Annotated in this window: 19 protein-coding genes; 11 read left to right on the forward strand and 8 right to left on the reverse strand. The window is 71.3% G+C overall.

The genetic code is table 11. The features are described from left to right. Nucleotides 1–128 precede the first annotated feature (128 nt). From ACVDFE_RS31685 to ACVDFE_RS31700, 4 genes are all read left to right on the forward strand, one after another. On the forward strand, nucleotides 129–713 hold the full coding sequence (locus ACVDFE_RS31685) for a DUF4232 domain-containing protein (RefSeq protein WP_458433084.1): 585 nt from the start codon (nucleotides 129–131) through the stop codon (nucleotides 711–713). 295 nt (nucleotides 714–1,008) lie between these two features. After that, the gene (locus tag ACVDFE_RS31690) at nucleotides 1,009–1,179 is read left to right on the forward strand and encodes a CsbD family protein (RefSeq protein WP_360388041.1); all 171 of its coding nucleotides are present in this window, start codon (nucleotides 1,009–1,011) and stop codon (nucleotides 1,177–1,179) included. An 81-nt stretch (nucleotides 1,180–1,260) separates the two neighbouring features. Continuing rightward, a complete protein-coding gene (locus ACVDFE_RS31695) occupies nucleotides 1,261–2,355 on the forward strand; it encodes an alpha/beta hydrolase fold domain-containing protein (protein WP_458433085.1) in 1,095 nt (364 codons plus the stop codon). 286 nt (nucleotides 2,356–2,641) lie between these two features. Continuing rightward, entirely contained in the window at nucleotides 2,642–4,330 is a 1,689-nt protein-coding gene (locus tag ACVDFE_RS31700; RefSeq protein WP_458433086.1) for an RICIN domain-containing protein, read from the forward strand. Nucleotides 4,331–4,441: 111 nt separating this feature from the next. Here ACVDFE_RS31700 and ACVDFE_RS31705 read toward each other — a convergent pair whose 3' ends face one another. Beyond that, nucleotides 4,442–5,860 (reverse strand): amidase, encoded by a 1,419-nt coding sequence (locus tag ACVDFE_RS31705; RefSeq protein WP_458433087.1) that lies wholly within the window; start codon nucleotides 5,858–5,860, stop codon nucleotides 4,442–4,444. A gap of 79 nt (nucleotides 5,861–5,939) precedes the next feature. Here ACVDFE_RS31705 and ACVDFE_RS31710 point away from each other — a divergent pair, with 79 nt between their 5' ends. Both ACVDFE_RS31710 and ACVDFE_RS31715 read left to right on the forward strand, forming a co-directional pair. Next, the gene (locus ACVDFE_RS31710) at nucleotides 5,940–6,638 is read left to right on the forward strand and encodes a hypothetical protein (protein WP_458433089.1); all 699 of its coding nucleotides are present in this window, start codon (nucleotides 5,940–5,942) and stop codon (nucleotides 6,636–6,638) included. A gap of 22 nt (nucleotides 6,639–6,660) precedes the next feature. Beyond that, the gene (locus tag ACVDFE_RS31715; RefSeq protein WP_458433090.1) at nucleotides 6,661–7,245 is read left to right on the forward strand and encodes a hypothetical protein; all 585 of its coding nucleotides are present in this window, start codon (nucleotides 6,661–6,663) and stop codon (nucleotides 7,243–7,245) included. Here the strand turns inward: ACVDFE_RS31715 and ACVDFE_RS31720 are convergent. Then, nucleotides 7,236–8,816, reverse strand: a complete 1,581-nt coding sequence (locus ACVDFE_RS31720) for a GTP-binding protein (RefSeq protein ID WP_458433091.1) — start codon at nucleotides 8,814–8,816, stop codon at nucleotides 7,236–7,238. The genes ACVDFE_RS31715 and ACVDFE_RS31720 overlap by 10 nt on opposite strands. 159 nt (nucleotides 8,817–8,975) lie before the next feature. On the opposite strand from ACVDFE_RS31720, the gene ACVDFE_RS31725 reads away from it, so the two are divergent. Beyond that, nucleotides 8,976–9,926 carry a threonine ammonia-lyase gene (locus ACVDFE_RS31725; protein ID WP_360388013.1) on the forward strand — a complete coding sequence of 317 codons (951 nt, stop codon included), beginning with the start codon at nucleotides 8,976–8,978 and terminating at the stop codon, nucleotides 9,924–9,926. A gap of 1 nt (nucleotide 9,927) precedes the next feature. Then, complete coding sequence (locus ACVDFE_RS31730; RefSeq protein WP_458433093.1) at nucleotides 9,928–10,887, forward strand: hypothetical protein; 960 nt, start codon at nucleotides 9,928–9,930, stop codon at nucleotides 10,885–10,887. Nucleotides 10,888–10,970: 83 nt separating this feature from the next. Here the strand turns inward: ACVDFE_RS31730 and ACVDFE_RS31735 are convergent, their stop codons facing one another. Further along, on the reverse strand, nucleotides 10,971–12,812 hold the full coding sequence (locus ACVDFE_RS31735; RefSeq protein WP_458433095.1) for a DUF1996 domain-containing protein: 1,842 nt from the start codon (nucleotides 12,810–12,812) through the stop codon (nucleotides 10,971–10,973). 86 nt (nucleotides 12,813–12,898) lie between these two features. Between ACVDFE_RS31735 and ACVDFE_RS31740 the strand changes: the two genes are divergently transcribed. Next, nucleotides 12,899–13,546: a WD40 repeat domain-containing protein gene (locus tag ACVDFE_RS31740; protein WP_458433096.1), complete on the forward strand. Its 648-nt coding sequence runs from the start codon at nucleotides 12,899–12,901 to the stop codon at nucleotides 13,544–13,546. A gap of 11 nt (nucleotides 13,547–13,557) precedes the next feature. Here ACVDFE_RS31740 and ACVDFE_RS31745 read toward each other — a convergent pair whose 3' ends face one another. Beyond that, complete coding sequence (locus ACVDFE_RS31745) at nucleotides 13,558–14,196, reverse strand: NAD(P)-dependent oxidoreductase (RefSeq protein ID WP_458433098.1); 639 nt, start codon at nucleotides 14,194–14,196, stop codon at nucleotides 13,558–13,560. 23 nt (nucleotides 14,197–14,219) lie between these two features. Beyond that, the gene (locus ACVDFE_RS31750) at nucleotides 14,220–15,584 is read right to left on the reverse strand and encodes an MFS transporter (protein ID WP_458433100.1); all 1,365 of its coding nucleotides are present in this window, start codon (nucleotides 15,582–15,584) and stop codon (nucleotides 14,220–14,222) included. 148 nt (nucleotides 15,585–15,732) lie between these two features. On the opposite strand from ACVDFE_RS31750, the gene ACVDFE_RS31755 reads away from it, so the two are divergent. Next, entirely contained in the window at nucleotides 15,733–16,422 is a 690-nt protein-coding gene (locus tag ACVDFE_RS31755; RefSeq protein ID WP_458433101.1) for a TetR/AcrR family transcriptional regulator, read from the forward strand. A 47-nt stretch (nucleotides 16,423–16,469) separates the two neighbouring features. Here the strand turns inward: ACVDFE_RS31755 and ACVDFE_RS31760 are convergent, their stop codons facing one another. Both ACVDFE_RS31760 and ACVDFE_RS31765 read right to left on the reverse strand, forming a co-directional pair. Beyond that, nucleotides 16,470–18,197 carry an alpha/beta hydrolase gene (locus tag ACVDFE_RS31760; RefSeq protein ID WP_458433103.1) on the reverse strand — a complete coding sequence of 576 codons (1,728 nt, stop codon included), beginning with the start codon at nucleotides 18,195–18,197 and terminating at the stop codon, nucleotides 16,470–16,472. A gap of 91 nt (nucleotides 18,198–18,288) precedes the next feature. After that, nucleotides 18,289–20,376, reverse strand: a complete 2,088-nt coding sequence (locus ACVDFE_RS31765; RefSeq protein ID WP_458433104.1) for a putative bifunctional diguanylate cyclase/phosphodiesterase — start codon at nucleotides 20,374–20,376, stop codon at nucleotides 18,289–18,291. A 145-nt stretch (nucleotides 20,377–20,521) separates the two neighbouring features. Between ACVDFE_RS31765 and ACVDFE_RS31770 the strand changes: the two genes are divergently transcribed. Then, the gene (locus ACVDFE_RS31770) at nucleotides 20,522–21,046 is read left to right on the forward strand and encodes a mycothiol transferase (RefSeq protein ID WP_458434429.1); all 525 of its coding nucleotides are present in this window, start codon (nucleotides 20,522–20,524) and stop codon (nucleotides 21,044–21,046) included. Here the strand turns inward: ACVDFE_RS31770 and ACVDFE_RS31775 are convergent. Then, the gene (locus tag ACVDFE_RS31775; protein ID WP_458433106.1) at nucleotides 21,025–21,825 is read right to left on the reverse strand and encodes an NAD(P)H-dependent oxidoreductase; all 801 of its coding nucleotides are present in this window, start codon (nucleotides 21,823–21,825) and stop codon (nucleotides 21,025–21,027) included. The genes ACVDFE_RS31770 and ACVDFE_RS31775 overlap by 22 nt on opposite strands. Nucleotides 21,826–21,875: the final 50 nt, after the last annotated feature.

Raw genomic sequence — 21,875 nt, forward strand, 5'->3', positions numbered from 1 at the left:
CGGTGTCCGTTTCCGGCCTGCTCCTCCCCGGACGACCGGTGTGGTTGTGACGAGCTTCAACAAATGTGTGCGGCCGATGGCAGGCAGGGCATGCCCCGGCCGATGCACGAAACCGGGAGGAGCCCACCGTGCGCACCATCGCTTTCGCCACCCTCACCGCGACCGCCGCCCTGCTGGCCGGCTGCACCGGACAGAGCGGCGGCTCGGCAGAACCCGCCCCCACCACGTCCGGCACGCCCTCACCGGACGCCCCAGCCCCGCAGACCACCCAGCAGGCCGTCTCCACCGGCCCGGCCGCGTGCCGGTCAGCCGACCTCGGCCTCGCCCTGAACCCGGACCAGGGCGGTGGTGGCATGAACAAGATGCGCTACCTCCTGGCGTTCATGAACAAGGGCGCCGCCGCGTGCACCCTGCAAGGTTTTCCCGGCGTCTCGTTCGTGACCGGTGACACGGGTACTCAGGTCGGCGCACCTGCGACCCGCGAGGGCGCTGAACCGGCGGCCGTGACGCTGCAACCCGGCGCGAGCGCGTCGAGCGTCGTGACGATCACGAACGCCGGCGTCTACGACCCGGCCGAGTGCGCACCCACCGACGTGCGCGGTCTGCGGATCTACCCGCCGGGTGAGACCGCGGCCCTGTTCGTGCCGAAGGAGCAGCAGGCCTGTTCCGCCGCGGACAAGGCCACCATGTCCGTCGGCCCGGTCCAGTCCTGACCCGGCCCAGTCCTGACTCGACGGTGGTCCTTGCCAGTCGGGACCGCGTCCGTCAGGCTGGCGTGCAGTCCCGCCGCCGAGCACGGAAGCGACCATGAACCAGCGCTGGATCAGGATCACCGCCGTCGTCATCGCCGCAGCCCTCGTGCTGAGCACGCTGTACTACCTGCTGATGAGCCTCTGACCGGTCCACTGGGGACACTCGACCCGAACCGCAGGTGTTTCAAGTCCCGCGGTGCGGGTATCCCCGGAGAGACGTTCAAACGTGAGCTCAGGCAAGGGAAAGAGGGACCTCATGGGCGCCGATGACAAGCTGGAAGCCAAGGGCGACGAGCTCACCGGCAAGGTGAAGGAAGGCGTCGGCAACGTCACCGACGACGAGGGTCTGCGCGCCGAGGGCAAGGCGGACCAGACCAAGGGCCACCTGAAGGAAGCGGTGGAGAAGGTCAAGGACGCCTTCAAGTAGGCCGATGTGCTCGACTGTGTCCCCCGCACGCACGTGCGGGGGACACAGTCGTTTCGGGCGACGGCGCAGGAAGGCGTGTCGATGACCTCGGACAGCACAGCGGAACGGCCCGGCCGCCTGGGCAATCCCGCACGGAACCTGCTCACCGACCCCCGCACCGACCCGCGGCTCGTCCGAGCGCTGACGTCGCACGGCATGGGCAGGAACGCCGGTCCCACGCCGTTCGGCCCCGACGCCCCGCGAGAGCAGCTGCTGGCGTTCGTCGCGGCCGCGGAGGCGGACAACGAGCGGTTCCACGCCGTGCTGTTCGGTGACGGGAAACCGGTGCCGGGGCTGGACCACCGCACCGAGACGATCACCGGTCCGGCGGGCGACGAGCTCCGGCTGTACGTGACGCGGCCCGCGCACTCCCCCGGTCCGCTGCCCGGTGTCCTGTACCTGCACGGCGGCGCCATGGTGATGCTGCAGGGCTCGTGGCCCGTCTACACCACGTTCTACGACGACCTGGCCGCCACCGGACTCGTCGTCGTCGCCGTCGAGTTCCGCAACGGCGGCGGTGAGCTCGGTGCGCACCCGTTCCCGGCCGGGCTCGACGACTGCGCAGCAGCGCTCGACTGGGTGCACGCGCACCGCGCGGAGCTGGGTATCTCCGCGCTCACCGTGGCGGGCGAGTCGGGCGGCGGCAACCTCGCGCTGGCCACCGCGATCCGCGCCAAGCGCGAAGGGCGGCTCGCCGCGGTCGACGGCGTCTGCGCGATGGTGCCGTTCATCTCGGGCCGGTACGGCGCCCCCGCGCAGGAACGCGAGGCGGAGCTGCCGTCGCTCGTCGAGAACGACGGGTACCTCATCTCCTGCGAGGGCGCCGCGATCCTCGCCGAGGTGTACGACCCCGGCGCCCGGCACAACACCGATCCCCTGTGCTGGCCCTACCGCGCGACCGCCGGCGACCTGGCCGGGCTGCCGCCGCACGCCGTCGTCGTCAACGAGCTCGACCCGCTGCGTGACGAGGGGCTGGCCTATTACCGCACCCTGGTCGAGGCCGGGGTGGAGTCGGCGGTGCGGACGGTGGCGGGTCTGTGCCACGCGGGTGAGCTGCTGTTCCGGGAGGCCGTTCCGGAGCTGTACGCGGAGGTCGTCGGGACCATGCACCGCTTCGCCGCCGCCCTCCGGTCGTGACGCCGCGAGAAAAGAACAACGAAAGCACGCAAGATTCACGGTGGTGAACCGAGGAATCAACCATTCTGTTCACGAGTGTGACCAGCGCATATCCACCCGGCGAACAAAGATGATCCATTCGAACGCCGATGACCTGGCTATTCGACGCATTCGACTGGGACACATCGACCTGACCACGCATTTTTGCCGTTGACCGCGCACGGAGAACGCTCCTAGCATCCGACGGGAAACCCGCCGCGCATCCGACCGAAAAATCTTCCTCTCACCGTTGAGAAGTGGAGTTCCCGTGGGAATTTCGGAACAGCCCGCGCGCTTGGCGCGGCAACGCCGGGTCTGTGCCGGACTGGTGTCGGGTGGCGCCGTCGTCGCGCTGGTGACCGCGCTTGCGGCGTGGCCCACCATCGCGGCGAACGCGAACGCCGCGGGCACCTATGTGCTGAAGAACGCAGGCAGCGGTCAGTGCCTCGACGCCGGCACGAGCCCGGCGAGCGGGATGCAGCTGCGCCAACAGGCCTGCGCCGGTCAGGAGTGGGTGCTGACCGAGGTCAGCGGCGGCGTCCGCATCACCGCAGGCGGCCTGTGCGTGGGCGTGCGCGACGCCTCGACCAGCGCGGGCAAGCCCGTCCAGCTGGAGACGTGCACCGGTGCGGCGAGCCAGACGTGGGCGCTGACGCCGAACGGCACCGATCACCGCCTGGTCAACGCCAACGGCGGCAAGTGCCTGAACGTCAAGGACAACGCCACGACGCCGGGTGCGTTGATCCAGACGAACTCGTGCGACGGCGCCACGACCAAGCAGTGGACGCTCTCCCCGACCAGCGGCGGCCCCACCAGCACCACCACGACCACAACCACGACGACGACCACCACCACTACCGGGACACCACCGGCCAACGCGCTGTACGTGTCACCGACCGGCCGTGACGGCGCGTCCGGCACGATCTCCGACCCGACCACGCTGACCTCCGCGCTCCCCCGCGTGGCCGCGGGCGGCACGATCTTCCTGCGCGGCGGCACGTACAGCTTCGCGCAGACGGTGACCATCCCGCCCACCAACAACGGCACCGCCGGTGCCCGCAAGAAGCTGACGGCCTACCAGGGCGAGACGCCGGTGCTGAACTTCTCGGCGCAGACCGAAGACCCGGCCAACCGCGGCCTGGCGGTGAACGGCTCGTACTGGCACGTGTACGGCGTCGTCGTGGAACGCGCCGGCGACAACGGCATCTTCATCGGCGGCAGCTACAACATCTTCGAGCGCACGGTCACCCGCTTCAACCGCGACACCGGCCTGCAGCTGTCCCGGATGCTGTCGACCACGCCGAAGGACCAGTGGCCGTCCCACAACCTGATCCTCAGCGCCGAGTCGCACGACAACGCCGACTCCGACGGCGAGGACGCGGACGGGTTCGCGGCCAAGCTCACCTCCGGGCCCGGCAACGTGTTCCGCTACTCCGTGGCGCACAACAACATCGACGACGGCTGGGACCTCTACACCAAGTCCGACACCGGCCCGATCGGCGCGGTCACCATCGAGGACTCGCTGGCGTTCAAGAACGGCACGCTGAGCAACGGCGGCCAGGCCGGCAACGGCGACCGCAACGGCTTCAAGCTCGGCGGCGAGGACATCGGCGTCAACCACACCATCAGCCGCACGATCGCCTACGACAACGGCAAGCACGGCTTCACCTACAACCGCAACACCGGCTCCATGGCCGTGTCGAGCAACCTCAGCATCGACAACGACGAGCGCAACTTCTCGTTCGACGCGGGCAGCTCGGTGTTCCGCTCCAACACCTCCTGCCGCAGCGGCAGCGGGAGCAACGACAAGGTCGTCGGCAACGCCGACTCCTCCAACCAGTTCTGGTCGGGCAGCAACGGTTCCCGGTGCTCCGCCTACAGCGGGAGCCTCGGCTGGTCGTTCGCCTCCGACGGCAGGCTCGTCGTCACCCTCGGCGGCAGGCCCGTCGTCCTCTGACGCGCCACTCAGCCGGGCCGCGCACCGCGGACGGGACGATCCAGCTCCCTGCGGTGCGCGGCCCGGCGTGCTTGCCCTTGAACCGGAACGCGCGGTCCACCCTGGGGCTGGTCAGTTCTGCTCAAGGAGTTCGGCCAACCGCAACGGCGTGCGGTCCTCGAACGCCGGCCCGATGAGCTGCACCCCGACCGGCAACCCCTCATCAGACCGCCCCGCCGGCACGGCCGTGGCAGGCAACCCGGGCATCGTCGCCACCCCCGCCCACACCAGCTGGTCGAAGTACGGGTGCAACACGCCGTCGATCTCGATGCGCCGCCCCAACATGTCAGGGTTGTGGTCGTGCGGGAACGCGGGAGTCGGCGTCACCGGGCACACCACGACGTCGAACTCACCGAACAACTGCCGCCACAGGTGCCGATGCCGTTCCCGGCGGTTGTGTGCCGCCAGCCAGTCGTGGTGGCTGAACACCATGGCACGCAGTCGAGTCGCGTCAAGCCCCTGGTCGTCCGCACGCAACCTGGCAACGCGTGCCCTCAGCTGCTCCACGGGAAACCGCGCCACCGCACTCGAGAACATCAACTCCGTGCAGAGCCGCGCGCCCTCCACCAGATCCGGCAGCAACGCACTGTGTCGCGAAACCCGAGCGCCACCAGCGACAAGCGCGTCAGCGACCCGGCCGACACCGGCCCGCACGGCCGCACCGGTCGGGATGAGCGGATGCTCGTCGAGCACCAGCACCCGGAAGTCGCAGAGCCGTTCGTGCCGCGCAGGAGGCAGGTTCACGGTGTGCGCCTTGCCGGAGGTCAGCGGGTCCGGCCCGGCCATCACGTCGAGCAACAGCCCCAGGTCGCCGGCGGTGCGCGCCATCGGCCCCACCACGGCGAGGTCGAGCTCGACCGGCAACGCCGGCTCGCCGGGCGCGACCATGCCGCGACTGGCCACCAGCCCCACGGTCGGCTTGTGCGCGTACACACCGCAGAAGTGCGCGGGGGTGCGCAGGGAGCCGGCGAGGTCGGAACCGATGGACAGCGCACCGAACCCGCACGCCAGCGCGGCAGCCGAACCGCCGGAGGAACCGCCCGAGGTGCGGGTGTGGTCCCAGGGGTTGTTGGTGGTGCCGTGGATGGCGTTGAAGCTCTGGATGTCCTGCAGTCCCAGCGGGACGTTGGTCTTGCCGAGCACCACCGCCCCCGCCGCCTTCAACCGCGACACCTGCACCGCGTCCTCCGCGGGCACGTGGTCCCGGTGCTCGGGCATCCCCCACGTCGTGGGCAGACCGGCGACGTTGAAGCACTCCTTGACCGTCACCGGCACACCGAGCAGTGGCCGGTCCTCGCCGCGGGCACGGGCCTGGTCCGCGGCGTGAGCGGCGGCGCGGGCGCGGTCGAAGTCCGGTGCGCAGATCGCGTTGATCGCCGCGTCGTGCCGCTCGATGCGGGTGATCGCCTCGTCGGTCAGGTGCGCGGAGGTCACGTCACCGGCGCGCAGGGCGGCGAGCATTTCTTCGGCCGATCGCAGGTTCCAATCCATGAATTCGACGCTAACCCTCCGCCGGGAAAGCCATAAAACCGGTTTTCGCGCAACGGGTCGGCCATGACAAAGTGTTCACATGGGATCGAACTGGTCGTGGACTTTGGTTCTGCCTGAAGGGACGTGGGACGAGGCGGCAGTGGAACGGCTGCTGGCCCTCGCCGACGGGTTCGGGCTGTCGCCGCTGCGGCCGGGCGGAGGGATCAACGGCTTCGACAAGTCGCCGGGTCGCGAGGGTGACCACCGCGTCGTGGACCGGGCACAGCTCGTGCAGGGCCTCGTCTCGGGATCATTCGCCACCAACCTGTGGACGGCGTCCGAAGTGGACGTCTGGCTGTCCACCGGGCCGGGTGGTGCAGACGACTCCATGTCGATGTCGTTGGACTCGGTGCACTGCCGGCGGACCCCGGTCGCCGACGCCGACCCGTTCCGCGAGCTGCACCGGGCGCTCACCGAGCTGTGGCTCGCCGTCGCGGCCGAGTTCGGTGGGCGGTTCGGGCGCGTGGAGGACGAGTGGTCGCTGGAGCAGATCTGGTCAGAGCTGCGGAAGCCGCTCGACGACACCACCCCGGTGCCGCAATGGCTGAGCTGGTTCACCTACCTCGGCGCCGAACGCCGCCGGGTGCTGGCGCCCGTCCTGGACCGGCTGGGCGCCGACGTGCTGGAGATGCGCGGTGGAGCAGCGCTGGTCAGGTTGCTGGACGACCCGGCAGCGGTCGACCCCGTGCGGTTCGCTCAGCTGCACCACGAGTACCGGCGTGCGGTACGTCGTGGCTGATGCGCTGCGGCACACTCGCGCAATGCCGGAAGAGCTTGCGCTCAGCGACTACCAGTTGGACCTGCGGGCGAGGGTCCTGGCCGCGCCGACCGTACCCGCGCCCGCACCGTGGCGACCGGCGGACGACCACATGGTCGCCATCGGCGGGCTGCTCGCCGTGGGGTTCGCCACCCACCCCGGCAACGGCCGCGATCTGCTGCTGGTGGCGTCCTCGACCGGGCTCGGTCTGTTCGACACCACCACCGGCGAACGGCTGGCCCGTGACCGCGACGACGAGTCGGGGTGGGTCGAGGACGACCTGACGTGCCAGGGGATCGGGCCGGTCGCGCACCTCCGCGTGCCGATGGCCGGGCTGGACGGCGGCGGCCTGCACACCGGTGCTCCGGGGTGGGCGGTCGACGTCGTCAGCCCGGACTGGCCGAGCCACCGGGTGCTGCTGTCCACCGGGAGCCCCTTCTTCAGCGGGGCGCACGGCGAGTCGTGGTGGCAGGTCTTCCACGCGAACTACTCCGAGCTGCGCGCGGCCGGTTTCTCGCCCTCCGGCGCGACGCTGGTGGTGGCGACGAGCAGCGACATCAGCCTGTGGACCAGGACTCCTCAGGCGTAGTGGTCGAACTCGCTCTCCAGCACACCCTCCCCACGGGTCAGCGCGGGCAGCCGGCGTTGCAGCTCGTGCACCCTCGCCGCCGGGAGGTGTCCTTCGAGGACGGTCGCGGTCGTCGTCAGCGGAACTCCGCCGACCTTGCCCAGCGCGACGAGCACGGCGGCGAGCGCGTCCGGCGGGACCTCCAGCCGGAAGCGGTGCACCGGTTCGCACGTCACGGTTCCCGCGCGCTCCAACGCCTCCCGCAGCACGATCGGCGCGAGGCTGCGGAAGTCGCCCGCCACGCTCACCGGTGAGCAGTACCCGGAGTGCGTCATCGTGACCGTGCAGCCGTGGACGCGGTCGGCGCGCAACGCGTCCCGCACGGCCTCTTCGGTGGCCCTGAAGAAGGCGAGCGGCAACGAGCCCAGCTCCACCTCCAGCCGGAACTCCTCCGGCCCCGGCGCAACCCGGAACCCGATGGTGGCCGCGTACGGGCTCTCACCGAGCACCCGCACCGCCTCCCCCGTGCCGCGAGGACGTTCCACGCGGATCGTCCTCGTGTCGCGGAACCGGACGGCGACGCCGTGCTCCAGGGCGAGCGTGGCCTCGATGACCTCCTTCTGCACCTCGCCGTACAACGACACCACGACGTCGTCGCCGTCGAGCCGCAGGTTGATCAACGGGTCCTGCTCGGCGAGCTGGTGCAGCGCGGAGTGCAGGGCCACCCGGTCGTCCGCCTCCACGACGGTTTCCAGCGTCGGCGGCGCGAAGTGCCGGACGCGGTCGCGGTGAGCCGTGCCGATCGTGTCACCGATGCGGACGTCTAGGCCCCACAGCTTCGCGATCTGCCCCGCCACGGCGGTGGCGCGGCGCGGCGCCGAACCCCTGTCGAACACCGCGATCGACGTGACTTTCCCTTCGCGGTCACCGATCCGCACCCGCTCACGCACGCGCACGGTCCCGGAGAACAGCCGCACGAACGCGACCTTCTCCCCCGCCTTGCCGCGTTCGACCTTGAACACCGTGCCGGACAACGGACCGCCGGCCGCGTCGTCGTCCGGCACCGACGACGTGACGGCGGCGACCAGCTCGGCCACGCCGTCACCGGTGATCGCGGACCCGAAGAAGACCGGCGCGTCGGTGGCCAGCTTCTGCGCCACCTCGCGCGCCACGCGGTCGCCGTCGGCGCCGCGGCGGTCCATCTTGTTCACGAACACGACGGTCGGGATCTCCAGGCGCTGCAACGTGCGCATGAGCACGCGGGTCTGCGCCTGCACGCCTTCCACCGCGGACACCACCAGCACGGCGCGGTCGAGCACGTCGAGCACCCGCTCCACCTCGGCGATGAAGTCCGGGTGGCCGGGCGTGTCGATCAGGTTGACCACGACGTCGCCGACGGCGAACGAGGCGACGGCGGACTTGATCGTGATGCCGCGCTGCCGTTCGAGCGCGAGCGAGTCGGTCTGCGTGTTGCCGGCGTCCACGCTGCCGAGTGCGTCGATGACACCGGCGGTGTGCAGCAACCGCTCGGTGAGACTGGTCTTACCGGCGTCGACGTGGGCCAGAACTCCGAGGTTCAAGGTGCGGGACAAGCGTCATGTCCTCTAGATAGGCAACGAATACCTTCTGGGTGAACACGAACGCCTCGCGCATGTGCCTCTCCTCGTCCGGACGACTGGCCACGCGCAGTGGACCAGTCAGCGGCTCGCTGCGCAACGGAATTTGTCAGTCCTGCTCGATACGATCCCGGTGTGCTCAAGACGCGGCTCGACCTCGACCGGATCCGGGCGGCCCGCCGCAGGATCGACCCCGTCTACCTCGACACGCCGCTGTACCGGTGCGAAGCGCTGGGGCGCCGGCTCGGCTGCGCGGTGAGCATCAAGCTGGAGACGGCGAACCCGGTGCGCAGCTTCAAGGGCCGCGGCACCGAGCTCGTCACCGGCCTGCTCGCCGAACAGGGGCGCACGGCCGTGGTGTGCGCCAGCGCGGGCAACCTCGGCCAGGCGCTGGCCTGGTCCGGTCGCCGCCGCGGCCTCGCCGTGACGGTCGTGGCGTCCGTGCGGGCACCTGCCGCCAAGCTCGACCGCATCCGCGCGCTGGGTGCGGAGCTGGAGCTGGTGGACGGTGACTTCGAGCTGGCCCGCGAACGCGCCGCGCACATCGCGGGCGAACGCGGCATCCGGCTGCTCGAGGACAGCCTGGACGTCGAGACGTGCGAGGGCGCCGCGACGATCGGTCTCGAACTGGGCCGGGAGTTCGACGCCGTCCTGCTCGCCCTGGGCGGTGGTGCGCTGGCCACGGGCGTAGGCCACGTCGTGAAGACGCAGGCGCCCGCTGCCGAGGTGGTCTGCGTGCAGCCCGCGGGCGCCCCGGCGCTGACCCGGTCGTGGCACGAACGCCGGGTCGTCACGACCGGCTCGGCCGACACGATCGCCGACGGCGTCGCGGGCCGGTTCCCCATCCCCGAGGTCCTCGACGACCTCCTCCAGGTGGCTGACGACGCCGTCCTCGTCCGGGAACCCCCGATCATCGAGGGCATGCGACTGCTCCTGGAGCACGCGGGCCTGGTCGTGGAGCCGTCAGCGGCGCTCGGTGTGGCGGCCGTGCTGGAGGACCGCGAGCGGTTCGCGGGCCGTCACGTCGTCATGGTGATCTGCGGCAGCAACGTCGACCCTGACGCCTACCGGGGCTGGGTGGGCTGACGTGGGAGAGCCGGAGCCGGCCCGCTCGGTGCTGCGCGCCGTGGCGTACTTCTGCGGCGCGGTGGCCGGTTGCCTGCTCATCGTCGCGGTGGTGGTGGCGATCGCGCTCACGAGCGACCGGCTCGGCGGCGGCGTGCTGTACTTCGCCGGCCTCGTCGCGGCCCAGCTGATCGCCCAGCCGATCGGCAGGCACGTCGTCGTCAGGTGCTGGACCGGCTACAAGCGGACCATCGCGGCGGACGGGTGGTCGGCGCTCAGCGCGGACTCCAGGCCACCCGTGCTCTACCTGCGCTCGTTCGCGGTCGACGACGTGCTGGCGCGCACCGGCGACACGGCGCTCGACTACTTCCGCACCGAGGAGGAACGGCTCGCGCGCGCCTTCGCGCCGGTCGGGCCGCTGGTGGCGATCGGGCGGCCAGGCGAGGTCCTCCCGCCGGCCGGCGCGCCCCGCGTCCACGTCGGGGACGAGTGGCGGCAGACGGTGCGCGAGCTCCTCGACCGCGCCCGGCTGGTGCTCGTCGGCGCGGGACGGGGCGCGGGGCTGCGGTGGGAGCTGGAGCAGGTGGTGGCGACGGCCGATCCGCGCCGCGTGGTGGTCCTGCTGCCGTTCGACAACTGGCAGTACGACCACTTCCGCTCCGGGGTGGCCGAGGTGTTCCCGCACCCGTTGCCGGACCTCCCGCCCCTGCCGGAGGCGGACGACCACGCGATCAGGGCGGCGCTGGTCTTCGGCGAGGACTGGACCGCGGCACCGGTGCTGTTCGGGATCGACCGGGCCACCAGCCTGGAAATCGCGCTCCTGCACCACCTCGCGCCCGTTTTCGCGCACCTGGAGGACGAACGGGCGCCGATGCGATTACGGCGGCAACGCGACCTGCGGTGGCTTGCGCTCCGCCTGGCCGGCCTGACCCTCCTGCTGACCGTGGTGTGGGGGCTGGTGCGGGTCTTCGTGTTGCGCTGACAGCACATGCGAGGGCGGGTGGTGCTCCGCGGACGTGAAGTCCGGGGAGCACCACCCGCGCGTGGGCGAAGCTCAGCCGGAGGTCACTCCCGGCACTTGCGGCCGTCGTTGACGCACTTCACGATCTTGTTCATCGTCTGCTCGGAGTTGACGTTGGCGAAGTCGTTGTGGTCGGAGAACGGGTTGTGGTTCTCCTCGGGGAACGCGTCGAGCTGGTACTGGCCCTTCTGCTGGACGTCGCGGGAGATGTCGTAGGAGATGCTGATCCGCAGCTGCGGGATGGCCTTGAACCCCTGCGGGCACGCACCGGTCTGCTTGTCGGCGAACCGGACGTGGTCGCGGTGGTTGGCGCTGTCGGCGTTCTGACCGTCCCAGCAGCCCGCGAAGTCGTGCACGCGCATGACCTTGCTGCCCTGCGGGCAGACCACGTACTTGTCGGACAGCCGGTCCTCGAAGCCGCTGCAGGTCCACGTCGCGCGCGCGTTGGCCGGGCCGCGGCTGGTCGGCTTGGCGTCACCGGTGACCATCTTCAGGAACTTCGGCATGCCGGTGACCTTGCTGGTGGCGTTGCCGCGGTACTCGATCTTCACCTGGGCCGGGCGGACGATCTTGCCGACGTTGCCGACGAGCTCCAGGTTGCGGCCGGTGGGAGCGGCGAGGGGCGGGGCGGTCGTGGTGGTGGCACCACCGTTGTTGTTCCCGTTGCCGTTGTTGCCACCGTTGTTGTTGCCGCCGTTGTTACCGCCCTGGTCGCCGCCGTTCAGGCCGCACCGGGCGAGGCGGTCGAGCCCCTGCGGGCGTTCGCCGTTGCGCCCGATCGCGATCGCGATCCGGTCGAGCGTGGCGACGCGCTTGTCCTTCAACGGCCCCAGGATGGCGTTGTCGACGAAGTTCGGGCCGCCCTGGCCCTTGGTGGTCACGATCCGCTGGTTGGCCTCGGCGATCTGCTTGTCCAGCAGCGCGAGGTTGCGGTCCACCTCCTCGATCGCCTGGTCGGGCACGCCGGGCAGCGCACCGCGGACCGACGGGCACTTGATCGTCGGCGTGGCGGCGTCCTGCTCCTGCTGCTGCTGCTGCTGCTGGGACATCCCCTGGCCGGAGAACTTGCGCGGCGCGGTCGAGTGCCCGTTGTGGCCGCCGCTACCGTGGTTGCCGTGGCCGAAGCGCACGTCGCAGTCGGCGAGGTTGACCAGGTTGGGCTTGCGCGCGGACCGGCCGATGGCGATGGCGATGCGGTCGAGGGTGGCCACGCGCTTGCTGCGCAGCGGGCCGAGGATCGCGTTGTTGACGAAGTTCGGGTCGCCGGGGTTGTCGGTGCGCGCGACGCGGTCGTTGGCCTCCTTGAGCTGCTGTTCGAGCAGCTGGAGGTTCTTGGTCACCTCGTCGCGGACCCGCTGCGGCACAGCGGGCAGGCGGTCGGCGACACCGGGGCAGGCGACCTCGCCGGGACCCGTTTCCTTGATCTTGTCCGGGCTGGAGCCGGACGAACCCGGGTTGGCCTTGGGGTTGATGCGCACGACCGGCCAGAAGTAGGACGAGCGGTCACCGTTGCGACAGGTGGTCTCCGCGTCCTCCAGGCTCTCGTCGGACGAGTCGGCGCTGATGGACAGGTTGCCCACGAAGTCGTGGACGTGCTGCGCACCGTGCTGCAGACCCGGCTGGGCGACCGGGTTGTCGGCACTGAACTTGCCGTTCTCGTTCGTGCCGCAGTCCACCGTGAACACACCCGCGGCGCCGTTCTGGCCGACCTTGGGGTTCACCACGTTCTTGTTGACCTGCTCGATGGGCACGAACGCACTGCGCGGCGCCGGGTCACCGTCCTTCGCGGCCAGTGCCACGGTCGCGGTGCCCGCAGCGACCACCGCGACCGCTGACAAAGACGCGATCAGGCGGAACTTCCGTCTGTCGGCTTCACGGTGCGTCATGCGTCCTCCTCGATCATGCGGTGCATGACCAGGCATACGTACGGTGGCCCGTCTTGGCTCAACCGTGATTGAACTTCCACAAGCCGGTGACCCGCACCGGCACCTCGGCCCAGCTGCTCGACGGCGAAGGCGTCCTGACGATCAAGCAGGTGCGCGACGGCCGCGTGCTCGCGGTCGTGCGCGGCACCGGCGCAGCACCCGTGACCACGACCGCCGTCGCCGCACCGACCACCACGACGACGAGCGCGGGCCAGGCCGTGGGTTCCGGCGACTCGGCCGGCAGGTGGGAGCACGGACCAGGCGACCCGAACGGCACCCGCCTGTGGGACGTCACCGACCCCGCGCACCCCCGCCGGCTCGGCGACCCGCTCGTACCGCACAGCACCCTGAGCTCCGTCACGGCGCAGTTCGCGCCGTCCGCCGACATCATGGTGACCGGCGGCGTCTCCGGCGGCGTGTTCCTCTGGGACCTCGGCAACCGCATCCTGCCCCAGCAGCTGGGCCCGGCGCTGACGGACAACGGTGGTGCCGTGCACCACCTGGAGTTCTCGACGTCCGGCGACCTGCTGGCGACGGCCGGTCACAACGGCGCGTTCGTGCTGTGGGACCTCGCGCCGACGTTCGAGTTGCGCGGCAGGGTGGACGAGACCGCGTGTGCCGTCACGGGCGGTGGGCTCGACCGTGAGCTGTGGAGCCGGTACGTGCCGGACCTGGAGTTCCAGGAGACGTGCTGAGAGAACGCCCCTCAGTGCGCCAGGGTGGGCCACCGCCGCGACCACCGGTCCTCGGTGGCCGCTCGCACGACGAACCGGGCGAGGTCGTCACGGTTGATGGTGGTGCCACCCCTGGGGTTCTCGGCGTCGCCGACTCGGTGGTCCCCGGCGAGCAGTGTGTCGACGATCCGCGCGGGGCGCACAGCGGTCCACCTCACCGTGCTGCGTTCCAGAACGGTCTCCATCGCTTGCATGTCACCGTAGAGCTCGCGCATGACGGTGCGTGCGACCGCGCGGTACCACAGCGGGTGGTGGGGGTCGTCGTGGCGCACACCGCTGGAGGAGAGCACAACGATCCGGTCGACGTCGTGCGCGGTCATCGCGGCCACGAAGTGACGTGCACCGGCGGAGTACAGGCCGTTGGCCCGGTGCCCGGACGGTCCGATCGCGGAGACGACGGCGTCCTGACCGGAGATCGCGGCGTGCACGTCGTCGTACTCGCGCACGTCACCCCTGACGATCTCCAGTTCTGACGCCGTTCCTCCCAGCGCGAGGCGAAAGGCGCCGGGATCGCGCACGACGCACCGGACGCTGTGGCCGGCGTGACGGGCTTGTTCGACGATGGCACGTCCGGTGGCGCCGTTGGCGCCGAAGACGACGATCTTGCTCATGGCGTTTCCTCGCGGTGGTCGGGTCAGTGCTCGGTGTCGGCCGCGGTGCGGGGCAGCAGCGGCACGGCGGCCAGGCAGGCGACGATGACGCCGACGACGACGAGGAGCGTCGTGGTCATGGCGGAGGTGCTGCCGCTGGTGGTGATCAGCGCGAGGAAGACGCTGGTGACCGTCGCGGAGCCGATGCCGTTGGCGACCTGCTGGACGGCGCTGAGTGAGCCGCTGGCGGCACCGGCGTCCTGTGCTGCCACGTCCCCGAGGGCGAAGGTGAAGATGGTGCTGAAGCAGATGCCGGCGCCGAGGCCGATCACGGCGGTCGCGATGGCGTTGTGCCACCACGTCGCGTTGCCGTCGGCCACGTTCACCACCAGCAGCAGGATTCCCGTGCCGGCGAGGGTGGTGAGCAGTCCGCCGAAGACGAGCTTGCGGCCCAGCTTGGGCAGCAGCGCGGTGCTGATCCCGGAGCCGCCCATGATGCCCGCGGTGAGCGGGATCAGGTTGACCGACGTCGCGGTCGGCGAGAAGCCCAGGGCCAGCTGGAAGAACAGCGAGATGACGTACATCAGGCCGCTGAACGCCGCGAACACCAGCAGTCCCATCACCAGTCCCGAGGTGAAACCGCGGTTGCGCAGCAACGAGCGGGCCAGGAGCGGCTGCTCACCGCGGACTTGCAGGCGGCAGAAGACGGCGAAGAGGACGACGCCCGCGGCGGTGGTGCCGATCGCGAGGGCGCTCCAGCCGTCCTCGGACCCGGTGATCAGGCCGAAGAGGAAGGCGAAGAGCGAGACGGCGAGCAGCCCGCTCGCGGCCGGGTCGACCCGGGCGGTGCGGTCGGCCTCGACGGCCGGCAGGAAGCGGAACGCCAGCACGAGCGCCACGCCGCCGACCACGACGTTGATCAGGAAGATGGGCCGCCACCGCAGGCCGAACAGGTCGGCGTCGATGAGGACGCCGCCGAGCAACGGGCCGGCGACCGCGAAGACGCCGAGCATCGGTGCGAAGAGGCCGAAGGCCTTGCGCAGCGCGTCCTTCGGGAAGGTCGCGGTGATGATCGCCATGCCCTGCGGGATGAGCAGCGCGCCGAAGACGCCCTGGGCGACGCGTGCGCCGATGAGCATGCCGGGACCGACGGCGAGCCCCGCCACCGCCGAGGCCAGGACGAACCCGGTCAGGCCGACCAGGAACGTCCGGCGCTGCCCGAAGCGGTCGCCGATGCGGCCCCCGACGACCAGGAGGGCGCCCAGTGCGAGGGCGTAGGACGCGCCGAGCCACTTGATCAGGCTCGGCCCGGCACCGAGGTCCGCGACCACGGACGGCGCCGCGACGTTGGCGATGGTCGCGTCGATCAGGTCCATGGCGTCGGCGAGCAGGACGACGAGGAGCGTCATCGCGAGCGTTCGCTTCGAAGCCCTGACGGGCGGTGGGACTGCGGAAACAGACATCGGCGTGCAACTCTCGTTCGCAGCGGTACTGACGAACACGATCGTAACGAACATGTTCGTCACGATCCAGTTCGGTAGTTGCTATGCTGGTCACATGGCCCGAGAGATGCCGGTCAGCCGCCGTGAGCGGCCGGCGAAACCCGCGTTGACCCGTGACGGCATCGTGGACGCCGCGATGGCGATCCTCGCGGCCGAAGGCGCCCAGGCCGTGACGATGCGCAAGGTCGCGGGGGCGCTCGACACCGGTCCGGCATCGCTCTACGTGTACGTGCGGAACGCCACCGAGCTGAGCTCCCTGCTGATCGACCGGCTGATCGCGGCACTCGACCTGACCTGGGACGGGACCGAGCCGTGGCGCGGGCGGCTGCACCGCGTGCTCGCCGACTACTCGACGATGCTGGCGAGCCACGCGGGCATCGCGCGGTCGGCGTTGTTCGTGTGGCCGGACGGACCGCACTACCTCGACCTGATCGAACTGCTGATGCGCCTGCTCACGGCGGCGGGCGTCGAGCCGGAACCGGCGGCTCGGGCGACCGACCTGCTGCTGCAGCAGGCCACCGCGGCGGCCGCGGAGTGGGACGGCCGCCGGGAGAACGGCGGGCAGGACCTCAGCGACCTCGTGAGCACGCTCGAGTCAGCCGACCGGGAACGACACCCGATGCTCGCCGCGCTCGGTTCGGCGATCTTCGTGCGCGGCAGCAACGAGGAGCGCAGCGCGTGGATCGTCGACACCATGCTGGACGGGATTCTCGCGCCGCAAGGGGCTGACCGGTCCGCGCGGTAGACCGGGCAGGGCCGCCTCGGCACCGTCCCGCCACGCGCCCACCGCGGTCAGCGCAACGGCCTGTTGACGTCGCTGATCATCGCGCGCACGGACGCGCGCAGCGCCGGGAGCGACGGCCGGGGAGCTGTCGCCGCGGTGACGGCCGGTGCGGAGCCGACCGGGCCGGGGACCGGGTGGACCTCGGTCTCGTTCGGCAGCGGCACGCCGGGGCAGGTGATGTTCCCCGGCCGGGAGCCGCGCAGCAGGAACACGTTCACCGCGCCGTCGACGCAGGGGTCGTCCTCGAAGCCGTACTGGCCGTGGAACGGGCTGTCCGCCACGGACACCAGGCTCACACCGGGTGCCGCGCGCACCGCGGACCTGGCCTGCTCGTACCCGGTCTGCGGGTCGAGCTCGCCCTGCACGACCAGCACCCGCCCGGCCACCTCCGCCGGGAGCACCGGCAGCGGCTGCCGCGGCGCGTCGGACCAGAAGGCGCACGGTTCGCCCAGGCCGTACTGCCAGCCGAAGAGCGGGTACCGCGGTCCCTGCCGGTCGGACAGGCGCCGGTACCAGGCCGCCGAGCGGGTCGGCTGGTCACCGCACGCCACGGCGTAGCGGGTCGCCGGGACGTGCAGGTAGTCGGACGGGTCGTCGGCGAGTGCCGCTGCCACCACCGCCGGGGTCAGCGCCTCCAGCGGCGTGCCGAACACCGCGCGGGACTGCGCGTCCAGCTGCGGCGCGAGAGCGGAACCGGTCGCCGCCGGCGTGGTCTCGCCGTTCGCTCCCCGCACGCCCAGCACGAACACCAGCGCGCCCAGGACCCAGCGCAGCGTCGAGCCCATGCCCGTGAAGATCGCGTCGAACTGGTCGGGGCTGGTGCCGGCGCCGGCGTAGAACCGGCGGGCGCGCTCCCAGTTGGCCGCGGTTTCCGCGGGTGTGGTGCCGGCCTCCGGGAACTGCCGCGTCATCCACGGCAGGAACGAACCCTCGAACATCCGCTGGTTGATCTGCGGCCACGCCTCGAACGCGGCCTGCAGGCGGCCCTGGAAGTCGGTGCTGGAGTCGAGCACGACCTTGCCCGCGCTTTTCGGGAACAGCGACGCGTACTTGGCTCCGAGCCACGTGCCGTAGGAGTAGCCCAGGTAGTCCATCTTGGACTCACCGAGCAGCATGCGGAGCAGTTCGACGTCGTGCGCGGTCTGCCAGGTCGTGATGAACGGCGTGATCGCCTCGCTCTGGCAGGCCTCCGCGACGGCACGCGGCTGCTTCAGGTGCTCGGTGGTGCTGTCCGCCGAACGGTCACGCGCGTCGAGGTCCGTGCGCGGCGACAACCGTCCGATCGGCACGTCGCACGTCTCGGGCAGCTCGTCCGGCGCGGTGCCGCCCTCCCTTCCGGTCCCGCGCGGGTCCATGCCGATCAGCGCGTAGCGCTCGTGCAGCCGGGGTTGCAGGGCCGCCAGCGAACCGGGCAGCGACGTGCCCTGTGCGCCGGGACCACCGGGGTTGAGCAGCAGTGATCCGAGGTGTTCCCCGGACGCGGCGACCCGGCTGATCGAGACGACCAGGTCCCGGCCGGTGTCCGGCGCCGCCCAGTCCCTGGGCACGGTCATGTGCGCGCACTCGGCGGGTAACGCGTCGGGTTGCGCGGTGAACGCGCATTGTCCCCAGCTCAGTTGTTGTCCGGCGTACCGGGAGAACGGGTCGGGTGCGGCGTCGGCGGGCGCGGTCGTGAGGGTGAGGACGAGGGTGGTGACGACGGCGGGCACCACGGCGGCGGTCGAGCTGCTGCGCACGGCAGTCCTTTCGCGACGGGGATTCGGGCGCCACCCATCCGACCAGTCCCCGCGACGCGGCGTCTACGGCACCTCGTACTTTCGGCCGGGCTCAGCGCGCCGGACCCGGTGCCGCACCAGGTCCGCTGTGCGCGGCGGACGTCCGAGCGTCCCAGTCGGCCACGTCGGCCGGCCGGCCGAACAGGTAGCCCTGCGCGTAGGAGCACCCGGCGTCGCGCAGCCAGTCCGCCTGCTCCGGCGTCTCGATCCCCTCGGCGACGGTCTTCGCGTCCAGCACGCCGGCCAGCGCGATGATGCACCGGATCACGCCCTCGGTGCGGCCATTGTCGCCCAGCTCCCTGGTGAACGTCCGGTCGATCTTCACGACGTCGAACGGGTAGCGCTGCAGGTAGCTCAGCGACGAGTAGCCGGTGCCGAAGTCGTCCAGCGCCACCCGGATGCCCGCCTCGCGCACCGCGACCAGGCTGCGCATGGCCGGTTCGTCGGCCCAGACGCTCTCGGTCACCTCGATGGTCAGCCGGTCCGGCAGCAGCCCCGTCGTGGCGACCACCCGGTGCAGCCGCGGCAGGAACCCGGGGCTCGACAGCTCGCGCGTCGAGACGTTGACCGTCACGCCCAGCGCGCGTCCCTCGGCGTTCCACCGCACGGCCTGGGCGCACGCGGCTTCGAGGACCTTCTGGCCGAGCGGCACGATGAGCCCGGTCTCCTCGGCCAGCCCGATGAACGCGTCCGGCCCGAGGAGCCCCTGTCCGGGACGCTGCCACCGGACCAGCGCCTCCGCGCTCGTCACCGCGTTCGTCGCGAGGTCGACGATCGGCTGGTAGTGCACGACCAGCTGGTCCTCGTCCACCGCGGTGCGCAGGTCGGCCTTGTCGCGTTGGCGGGCGAGCGCCTGCTCCCCCATCTCCCGCCGGAAGAGGCGGACCCGGTTCCCGCCCTCCCGTTTCGCGACGTACATGGCGGTGTCGGCGTCCCGCAGCAGCTCGTCCGCACCGGCCTGCGACACCGCGACGCCCACGCTCGCCCCGAACGGTTCCGGGGCGCCGTTCAGACCGGTCAGCACGGCTTTCGCGAGCCGCACGGTGTCGCGCACGCCGAACCCCGGCGCGACCACGGCGAACTCGTCGCCGCCGAGCCGTCCAGCGACGGCCTTGGCGGGCAGGGCGGCGCGTATCCGCGCGGCCGCCGCCTTGAGGTACCGGTCGCCCACCTCGTGCCCGTCGGCGTCGTTGACGTCCTTGAACCTGTCCAGGTCCACGACGAGGAGCCCGACGAGGGCGTTGGCCCGCACCGCCTCGCCCACGAGGTGCAGGAAGTGCGCTCGGCTGGCCAGGCCGGTGAGCTCGTCGCGCTCGGCCCTGTCGCGCAACGCCCGTTCCCACAGCCGGCGTTTGCTCACGTCCACGGCGGCCACGACGGTGTGCTCGGCTCCGTTCTCCTGCTCGACCGGTCCGGTGTGCACGGCGAGCACCAGCCCGCCGGCCGTCTCGACCTCGACCGGTCCGGCCGCGGTCGCGCACCCGTCCGCGCACCGGGTGATGCCGGCACCGTGCGGGCAGGGCACCGTGCTGCCGCCATCGTCCCAGCCGAACAGCCGGCGGGCGCTGTCGTTGTGCAGCCGCGGTGTTCCGTGCTCGTCGAGGAGGGCCAGCCCGATCGGGGTGGCCTGGAGCAGCGCGTCCACGGTGCGGTTGGCGGCTTCCTGCGCCCGGACGGCGCGAACGGTCTCGTGCAGGGCGAACGCCCCGATCACCAGCCCCAGCAACGGCAACACCGCGGCCAGCACGACACCCGGCTCGGCCCGGCCGGGCCCGGCGAACGACACGCACACCCCGCCCACGTACCCGCCGAGCCCCAGCAGCGACCTCACCGGGTAGCGCCACGGACCGCCGTGCAACGCGCGCCGTGTCGTCGTGCCGAAGAGGAACGCGAGAACGGGCTGCGGAGCGGGGAGGACCACGGCCGCACCCGCCGTGACGACCCCTTCCACGACCGCGACCACCCAGCCGTCGCGGTGCGGTCGCAGCCACCACGAGCCCAGCACCAGCACGACCAGCGCGGCCAGGGGGAAGCGCACGGCTCCGTCACCGGCGAACAGCAGGTTGCCGGCCAGCGCGGCGCCACCCAGCCACGCGAACGCGGTGGTGAGGAGTCGAACCGCGCGCAACGGATCTGTCACGCTTGATGCCCCCAGGGGTTCGACTGCCCAGTCCCAGCGGAATGTGCACTATCGGCGGGAAAAAGCTTACGGTGCAACCGCCGTTCGGGTAACCGGGGACAGGTGGAATCGGGTGCCACCGCGGGTATTCGGGGCCATGACCGAGATCAGCCCGATGGACGTGCTGCTGGACGGGTTCGACCGCGTCGAGCAGGCGGTGGCGCGTGTCCTGGAAGATCTGTCCACCGAAGACCTCGCGCACCGCCTCGGCGGCTCCGCCAACTCGATCGCCTGGCTCGTCTGGCACCTGACGCGCGTGCAGGACGACCACGTCGCCGATCTCGCGGGCACCGAGCAGGTGTGGACCGCGGACGGCTGGGTGGAGCGGTTCGGCCTCCCGCTGCCGGAGGAGGACACCGGCTACGGCCACGACGCCGGCCAGGTCGCCGCGGTGGTCGCGACGGCGGAGCTGCTGCTCGGGTACCACCGGGCCGTGCACGAGCGGACGCGGGCCTACCTGCGCGAGCTGGAGCCGGCGGAGCTGTCCGCGGTGGTCGACGAGTCGTGGGACCCGCCGGTGACCCGTGCGGTGCGGTTGGTCAGCGTGGTCGAGGACGACCTGCAGCACGTCGGTCAGGCGGCCTTCGTGCGCGGGCTGCTGGCCGGTGGTCAGTCGCGATCGGCCAGGTGAATCCCGAGGTCGGTGCGACCAGGCGCCAGGTCCTCGCGCAACGCGCGGGTGCCCGCGTACTCCCCGTCCCGCAACCGCCGGAACAGCCGCGGCCGTTCGTCCTGCACTCCGCCGAGCCTGGTCACCAACCGCTCGACCTCGCGTTCCACCTGCTCGGCGCCGAACGAGTCGGCGTCGTGCACCACGTGCAGGTCCAGTGCCTCGATCCCGATGTACCAGAGCACCCCGTGGGTGATCGGGAACAGCAGGGAGTCGAGGTCGCCGCTGATCCCGCGCGGCCCGATGGAGCGTTCGTCCTCCCCGGCGGTGACCACGACCAGCGCCTTGCGCCCGCCCAGGCCGCCGTCGCCGTACCTGCGGGGCACGCCGAACTCGGGATCGAGGTCGCCGTAGGCGAAGCCGCTGGTGAGCACGCGGTCGAACCAGCCCTTGAGGATCGCCGGCGGGCCGTACCACCACAGCGGGAACTGCACGACGAGCAGTTCGGCCGCCGCGACCTTGGCCTGTTCCTCCAGGACGTCCGCGGGCAGCCCGCCGTCGGCGTAGACCTGGCCGACCAGCTCGGAGATGTTGCCCGGCCGGTCGGCCAGGTCGCCGAGGTCGCGGCGGGACAGCACCGGGTCGAAGCCCTGGGCGTAGAGATCGGAGACGGTCACGTCGTAGCGCTGGGACAACGCCTTGGTCCCGGCCTGCAGGAGGTGGTCGTTCAGCGAGTCGCGGCGCGGGTGGGCGTACAGCCACAGGGCGGTGTTCGGCGTCGGCGGGTGAGCGATGGTCATGACAGCCAGTGAAGCCGCGGACGACGGGACGCGGAATAGGCGGGCGTCCG

This window comes from Lentzea chajnantorensis (assembly GCF_054300775.1).